This is a genomic window from Streptomyces sp. NBC_01142, assembly GCF_026341125.1.
Taxonomy (GTDB): domain Bacteria; phylum Actinomycetota; class Actinomycetes; order Streptomycetales; family Streptomycetaceae; genus Streptomyces.
Genome location: NZ_JAPEOR010000014.1, coordinates 1 through 7,438 on the forward strand (window position 1 = coordinate 1; position 7,438 = coordinate 7,438).

Sequence of the window (7,438 nt, forward strand, 5' to 3'; positions counted from 1 at the left end):
GACTACGGGACAGACCCGCCCTGCGCATAGCCCCCGCCTACCGGCCCACCCTCGTCGACCCCTACCGCGAGCATCTACGTGTTCGCCGTGCCGCCGATCCCGCCGTCCCCGTCACCCAACTACTGCGGGAAATCCGGAAATTGGGCTATCCGGGCAGCGCCAACCTGCTGGTCCGCTATCTCAACCAGGGCCGCGCCGAAGGCGACCGCCCCGTCACCACCCCGCGCCACGCCGGCCGCCTGCTGCTCACCGATCCTGAAAATCTGCGGCCGAAGGAAACGGCCCTGTTGGAGAAGATCGCCGCGGCCTGCCCGGAGATGACCCAACTCGCCGGTCTCGTACGCGGCTTCGCTACCCTGCTGAATCCTGCCGAGGGCAACGACGTGAAACTCACCAAGTGGATCACGTCCGCCCACGCCGTCGCCCTGCCCCACCTGCACAGTTTCGCCAACGGCCTTGAAATCGACCGGCTCGCCGTGAACGCCGGCCTCACCTTAGGCTTGTCCCGTAAATGATCTTGGGTGGGTGCGGGCGTGGCTGGTGGCCGGTCCGGCCGCCCGCCTATCCGGCGAGGTTGAGGTTGTGGAGGCGGGCGATTCCGAGCATGGCGTGGTGGACGCCATCGCCCTTGAGGCGGCAGTCGCGGAGGATCTTCCAGGTCTTCATGCGGGCAAAAACGTGCTCCACGCGGGCGCGAACCTGTTTGTGGGACTTGTTGTGGGCCTGCTTCCAGTCAGGCAGTTCTTCACCTTTGCGCCGACGGTGTGGCATGACGAGTCCGGTGCCCGGATAGCCGCCGTCGGCGATCGTCATGGCCTTGCCGACGGCGGCCTTCGCGCCGGACTCCTCCCACGCCCTGCAGTCGTTGCGGTTGCCGGGCAAGGGCCGGCCGACCACGACGACCAGGCGGGTATCGGCGTCGATGACGACCTGGTGGTTCGTGGAGTACCGGTAGTTCTTGGACTGCTCGGCGATGCTGTGGTCGCGGGTGGGCACCAGGGTGCCGTCCACGATGAGCACGGTGTCCTTGCGGAACCGTTTGCGGGGCTGGAGCGCCAGCGACGGGCCGAGGTGGTCGATGATGCGGTCCGCCGCGGACTTCGATACACCGAAGAGCGGAGCGAGTTGGCGCATTGTCAGGTTCGTGCGCCAGTAGGCCGCGACGAGCAGAACCCGGTCCTCCAGCGGAAGTCCCCACGGGCGGCCCTTACGGACCGGATCTGCACCTTCGCGGCGCAGTGCGGTCACCAACCTGCCGAAGGAACGCGGGCTCAGCCCGGTGAACGGGGCTATCCAGGACGGCTCCGACGCCGTGATCACACCAGACACCCGAAGATCATCTCACCCGTGACCAGCAGTTACGGGACAAGTCTTTGCCCTACCACAACGGCCGCACCGAAGGCGCCAACACCCGCACCAAGAGGATCATGAGACAGATGCACGGACGCGCCGGGTTCGACCTCCTCCAGCACCGCATCCTCCTGCCCTGAGGGACACCCAGCGTCACCACCGACTACGGGACAGACCCGGTGAGCGTACAGACCCGCACCTTGAAAACCAGGGTGCCACCGCGAGAACCAACGAGGACCGCAGGGACGGGATACGGCCAGGTGACAGGGGCAACCCTTGTGAGGGAACAAGTGCCAGCCCCAGATGAATGGGGCCAGGTCTTCGGCGACGAAGTCCTCGCTACCGCCATTCTCGATCGGCTCCTCCACCACTGTGAAGTCGTTCCCATCAACGGTCCCAGCTACCGACTGAAGAACCGCCTCAAGGCCATCGAGCGCGAGACTGAAGTCGCCTCAGACCTCTGCATGTTCAAACGTACGCAGCTCTGTACTTCAGCTCGTACGCCGACACCGGGTGCTGGAAGTCTCCCGCTCCGGCTACTACCGGTGGATCGCAGGCGCCGGCGCGCGGGCCGAGCGGCAGGCCGCGGAGGACACTCTGGTCGACGAGATCCGTAGTTCCCACGCCGGACACCGCGGGAACTACGGCGCGTTGCGTATCCATGCCGAACTGCGAGGCTTCGGCCATACCGTCAACCGCAAGCGGGTCGCCCGGCTGATGCGCAAGCACCACATCGTCGGCCGCCACCTGCGGCGGAAGAGGCGCACCACCATCGCGGACCGGCTCTCGCCACCGGCACCGGACCTGGTCCAGCGGGACTTCACCGCCGGCGCCCTGGACGAGAAATGGTGCGGGGACATCACATATGTGCAGGTCGGAGCAACGTGGCTCTACCTCGCCTGCGTCGTGGACATCCGATCCCGCCGGGTGCTCGGCTGGTCGATGGCCTCGCACATGCGCACCGAACTCGTCATCGACGAGCTCCAGGCCGCGGTCGCGACCCGTGGCGGGGACGTCGCCGGGGTGATTTTCCACGCAGACCGCGGATCGCAATACACCTCGGCCGCGTTCGCCCGAGTCTGCGACCGGTACGGCGTCCGCAGGAGCATGGGCAGGGTCGGCTCGAGCTATGACAACGCCCTGGCCGAGAGCCTGTGGCAGGGGCTGAAGAGGGAGACGATGCACAAGAATCTGTTCGCGACGATGTGTCAGGCGCGGCTGGAGATATTCGAGTGGCTCACCTACTACAACGCCCGACGCCGGCACAGCGCGCTGTCCTACCTCTCCCCGATGGAGTTCGAACAGCAGCACAACAAGACAGCTAAACTCTCACTCGCAGCATGAACCCCTGTGTCCACACTCCGGGGGTCACCTCACTGGTCGCCGTAGCCGCAGTCCGCGGCCACTGCCCTGAACACGACCCCGGCCGCCTTGGCGGTGCGGGCCAGTTCGGCGGCGATCCTCAGCTTCGTGCGGAAGCCGGGGTCCTTCTTGCCGGTCGGGAAGTGGTGGGCCGGGGTGTAGGGCACGGCGTGCAGCGGGTAGTAGAGGTTCTCGTCCGCCCAGCAGGTGGTCACCGTCACGATGCCGTTGTCGGTCTTGCCCAGCCGGCCGAGCCACTGCCGCCCGACGTGCGCGGTCGCCTTCCCGTCTTTACGGTCCCCCGAGTCATCGATTACCAGGACTCCGCCGGAGTGCGGGGCCGTCGCGGAATCGGCCAGCAGGAGTTCCATCCGGCGGGCGTTGACCCGCTCGCGGTCCCAGGTCGACTCGGACAGGAAGAACTGCAGCCGCTGCACCGCCGCGTGCTGTGCACCGACCACTGGCTCGGTTCCGGCCAGGGCGGTCAGCGTCTTGTTGCGGTCCCGCGCCAGCAGCAGCCCCGTGAGGTACTCACGGAACCCTCGACGCCGTGCCTGGCCCGGAGCGGGCGGACACGGCTCCCCGGGCAGCGAGGCGACGTTCCTCTGATACCAGCCTACTACGACCCTGACCCGCCGTCAACAAACCACCGCTAGGTTCACTGGCAAAGAGGGCGCAGACGCCTAGGTTCGCTGTCAAACGCCTCGCTTGGATGACAGAGCGACTGGCTTCACTGTCCAAGCACACACCTGCTCCCGGACAACGAGAAACGGGCCCTCACCAGGACTTTCATCGGTCGGTGTCGGGGGATGGTGCTCGGTGCGTTCCTGTATCCAGGCCACTACCTGGGCGCGGCGGGTGAATCCGAGCTTGTGCAGGATGCGTTGGACGTGTCCTTGCGCGGTGCGGGGTGAGATCACCAGCTGAGCGGCGATCTCCTTGTCCGTCAGCCCCTGGTGGAGAAGGAGCGCCACCTGACGTTCCCGGGGGGTGAGAACCGGTTTGGAGGCCGCTGCCGGAGCGGCAGGGCGACCTGATACCTGGCCCAGCGCTCGGGCGACAGCGGGCCCTCGCGCAGAAGTCTCACCGCAGACCTGGGCGCCGCTGGCCTCGCACTGGTCCAGGCATTCCTGGGCCAGTGCGGCGGCACGTGGGTCACCGCCCAGACAGCAGGCCAGGCTGAGAAGGAAGAGTGTGGCCCACGAGTCCCCGGCGTCCCCGTGGTCGCGGTACTGGGCGAGGGCGGCGTCCAGCAGGGGAACAGCGCGGGGGAAGTCGTCCTGGAAGAAGAGGGCGGCAAGTCCGGCGTGCTCGGCGCGGGCGTTCGTCTGCGGGTCGCCCAGGTACTGTGCCAGGGTGCGGCACTCGGTCACGCGGCCCTGCGCGGCAGCGATGTCCCCGCACAGCAGGGCGAGCCAGCCGTCAGCCCACAGGGCTTTGGCCCGGGCGGGGCTGTGCGCTGTTTCGGATGCGAGATTCCGGGCCAGCCACTGGCGTTCCTCGGCAAGGCCACCCGCGCCGACACGGTGACTCCATAACGATGCGGCCAGCTCAAGACCGACCTCCGACTCTCCCGGCTCATCGAGGCAGAACTTCATGGCAGCGCGCAGGTTGGACCGCTCTCGGCGGAGCCGGACGCACCAATCAGCCTGCTGCTTGGTGAACCACTCGGCCTCGGCCTGCAGGACCAGGGCCCGGTAGTAGTCGCGGTGGCGCCGGTGCAGGATCTTGAGCTCATCACTTTCACAGAGCCGTTGGTGGCCGTACTGCCGAAGTGTCTCCAGCATGGAGTAACGCACCTGCGAGGGGCACTCGTCCCGGATCAGTACGGACTTGTCCGTCAGGCCCGCCAGCACATCGAGGATCTCCTCACGGAAGAGGCCGTCGCCTGAGCACACCGCCTCCACGGCCTCCAGGTCGAACCCGCCACAGAAGACGGACAGCCGAGCCCACAGCAGCTGTTCCTGGGGACCGCACAGGTCGAAGCTCCAGTCCATCGTGGCCCGCAGGGTCTGATGGCGGGGCAACGTGACGCTGTTTCCCCCCGTCAAGAATGTGAAACGGTCGTCCAGACGCCGAAGGATCTGCTCGCAGTTGAGCACACGCAGACGGGCGACTGCCAGCTCGATGGCCAGCGGAACGCCCTCCAAACGGTGACAGATCCGAGCTGCCACCCTGCGGTCCTCCGCCGTCAGTACGTACTCCCCACTGACATAGGCGGCTCGATCGGTGAACAAGTCGAGCGCTTCGTTGTGCCCGGCCGCGCCGACGCAAGAGGCGTCGTCCGGATCCGGAGCCGTCAGCGGTGGCACCGCCAACAGATGCTCGCCGCCGACCCCCAGGGCCTGCCGACTGGTGGCGATGATCTGCAGCTCCGGGGCGGCCTCCAGCAGCGTACGCGCGAGGAGGGCGCACGGACGGAGCAGATGCTCGCAGTTGTCGAGCACGATCAGGATCCGCTTGCTGTGGATTCGCTCGCTCAGTTCTGCCGGAGTGAGGCGTCCCAGCCCGTGGTTCAGGCCGAGAACTTCCAGTACCGTGTTCGTCAGTGCCTGCTCTGTCTCGACCGCAGCCAGGTCCACCAGCCACACCCCTGAAGGGTAGGAACGCTGCGCCTGGGCGGCGAGCCGCAGGGCAAGCCGGGTCTTGCCCACTCCACCCGGCCCGGTCAGGGTCAGCAGACGGGCCCGGGCCAGCATGCGACGGGCCACCGACAGCTCGCGGCGCCGTCCGATGAATCTCGTCGCCTCCGCCGGCAGGCTTGCGGTTCCTCTTCTTCTCGCAGCCATGTGCTGGACCGACCTTTCCCTGACAGTACGCCCCCGCTCCGCTGATGGCACCACCGGCCGATGCGGCCGACGGGCGCGGATCGCTGCCTGCGGCCGGATGCATCTGCGTGGCGAGACCGGGCCGTCCGGCACCGAGCTCACGCGAGATGCATCCTCGTGTCCGCTGGGAAGGCGTCCTGCCTGCTGTTCATAGACCGACGTTCATCGTGAAGACGAAACTTTCGGAGTTGTAGTAGTTGGGCATGTGTTCGAGATAGGTTCCGTCCCTCGAAGGACTGTCTTCCGGCCAGTCCTCCGGAGCCAGCAGGTGCGATGCGTAGTCGCTCCCTTGAACCTCGGGTACGAACCACAGGCGGTAGGAGGAAGCGTCCGCGTCGGGTGCGAACACCCACAGTTGTACGTCCTGGTCCTTGCCGGCATCGTAGAAGCATTTCCATTGGACGACTCTGACGGTGTTTCCGCTGTCAAAAGTGCCGTCAAGACATTTGCCGGATCCTGTGTTGCGCAGCAGATAGGCGTCATTGCCGGCCGCGATGCGCTTCCAGCGCTGGTATGCACTGCTGGTGCAGCTCTGGAGCTGCACCATGGCATCGTTGTCGGCGCTGTTGCCCTTGATGCCCACACAAAGCCCAGACCTCTTGTTCACGAGCTGAAAGCCGGCTGGGTGAGGGGCGGCCGCCGGGGCAGCGGGCCGGAGGACAGGCTTCGAGCGAGTGGGCTTGGGCCTGGTGGGCGCCGCAGAGGTCTTGGCGGCCACCGTCACGGCATCGGAATGAGGCGTTGCCGCGGTTGCCGCAGTGGTTGTCACCGCGGCGCGCTCGGTGGTGACCTGGGTGGTGGTGACCTGTGCCAGAGGCATCTGGGCGTCGTCGCTTCCCCCCTGGGGCAGGCCGATTCCCGCGATGGCGATCACTGTGGCGATCGCGGCCACCATTGCTGCGGCATACAGAGGGGAGTTCGATATGAAGCGGTGGCGGGCGTAGAACCGGCGTGGGCCGCCTGCCGGAGGGGTGGGCCGGTCCGCGCCCCGGGTACCCGGTGACCGTTCTGCCGTGTCTTCGATGCCATCCGACGCGGACGGGGGGGAGGGTGAGGGGAACGGCCAGTACAGCGCGCCTGACAGAGCGGCCTGCTGGCCGGAATGGATGACGCCGAGGTCTGTCCGGGCCTGCGAGCAGCTCTCGCAGCTCGATTCATGCGGTTCCAGGTCCTGGGAGTGGTGGGAAAGACTTCCTCGCACGATCTCGCCGAGCACGGCGGCGAGGTGACGGCACTCACGGTTGGCGGCACGGTTGGCATAGCCCCGCAAGTACGCATTGTAAAAACCCTGCTGGGCGGCCTTGATCCGGAAAGGCATGTCCTCGGGGGACAGGCCCGGCAGAGGCCCGGCATGTTCGGCGGTCTCCACGAGGGCGTTCCACAGCACCGCCTGCCGCAGCCCCGGCAGGCTACGAAAGGCCCTCAGCAAAGCTGAGTTCTCCTCGGCGGCCTTGGCGGCAGACTCGGGACGGTCCGCCCCGGGCAGTGCTCGAAGCCACGAGGTGAGGCCGGACGTGAGCCCGGGTTCACGGCCGATCGCCGCCCACCGGACAGCGGTTCGTCTCACTGTCGTCACCAGGTAGGGCCGCCAGGCCTCGGTGGGCCCATTGCCCGAGCGGACGCTTCGAAGGGTCTGCGCAAGCGCTTCATCCGCAACATCCTCCGCCGCCTGCGGTTCCCCGAAGCACAAGTGGGCGTAGGCCAGTACAGCCGCCCTGTGCCGGCGGACGATCTCGAATGCGGCCTCCGAACGCAGTACCACGTCGTCGCCGCGGATACGTCGGGCAAGTTCGGCATCCAAGAGATTGGCCACCGTTGACTCGGACACGGTTCTCCTCTGACTCGCCGCTGTGCCACCGTCCTGCGGGAGATGGAATGCAATCCCCCGCGCACATGTG

Annotated in this window: 3 protein-coding genes and 4 pseudogenes; 3 read left to right on the forward strand and 4 right to left on the reverse strand. The window is 66.9% G+C overall.

Annotated elements, in window-relative coordinates; genetic code table 11:
* Positions 1-497: pseudogene (locus OG883_RS46665) on the forward strand (ISL3 family transposase); the annotation flags it as partial.
* Between the two features lie 64 nt (positions 498-561).
* Here OG883_RS46665 and OG883_RS46670 read toward each other — a convergent pair.
* Positions 562-1,329 (reverse strand): transposase, encoded by a 768-nt coding sequence (locus OG883_RS46670; RefSeq protein WP_266534967.1) that lies wholly within the window; start codon positions 1,327-1,329, stop codon positions 562-564.
* A 326-nt stretch (positions 1,330-1,655) separates the two neighbouring features.
* Here OG883_RS46670 and OG883_RS46675 point away from each other — a divergent pair.
* Together OG883_RS46675 and OG883_RS46680 are read left to right on the forward strand one after the other, a co-directional pair.
* Positions 1,656-1,778 (forward strand): annotated as a pseudogene (locus tag OG883_RS46675) (ATP-binding protein); the annotation flags it as partial.
* A gap of 97 nt (positions 1,779-1,875) precedes the next feature.
* Positions 1,876-2,694 (forward strand): annotated as a pseudogene (locus OG883_RS46680) (IS3 family transposase); the annotation flags it as partial.
* A gap of 41 nt (positions 2,695-2,735) precedes the next feature.
* Here OG883_RS46680 and OG883_RS46685 read toward each other — a convergent pair.
* From OG883_RS46685 to OG883_RS46695, 3 genes and pseudogenes are all read right to left on the reverse strand, one after another.
* Positions 2,736-3,302, reverse strand: a pseudogene (locus tag OG883_RS46685) (transposase); the annotation flags it as partial.
* Positions 3,303-3,407: 105 nt separating this feature from the next.
* A complete protein-coding gene (locus OG883_RS46690; RefSeq protein ID WP_266555013.1) occupies positions 3,408-5,501 on the reverse strand; it encodes a LuxR C-terminal-related transcriptional regulator in 2,094 nt (697 codons plus the stop codon).
* A gap of 187 nt (positions 5,502-5,688) precedes the next feature.
* Positions 5,689-7,438, reverse strand: a 1,750-nt coding sequence (locus OG883_RS46695; RefSeq protein WP_266555015.1) for an RICIN domain-containing protein, incomplete at its 5' end; no start/stop codon positions are given.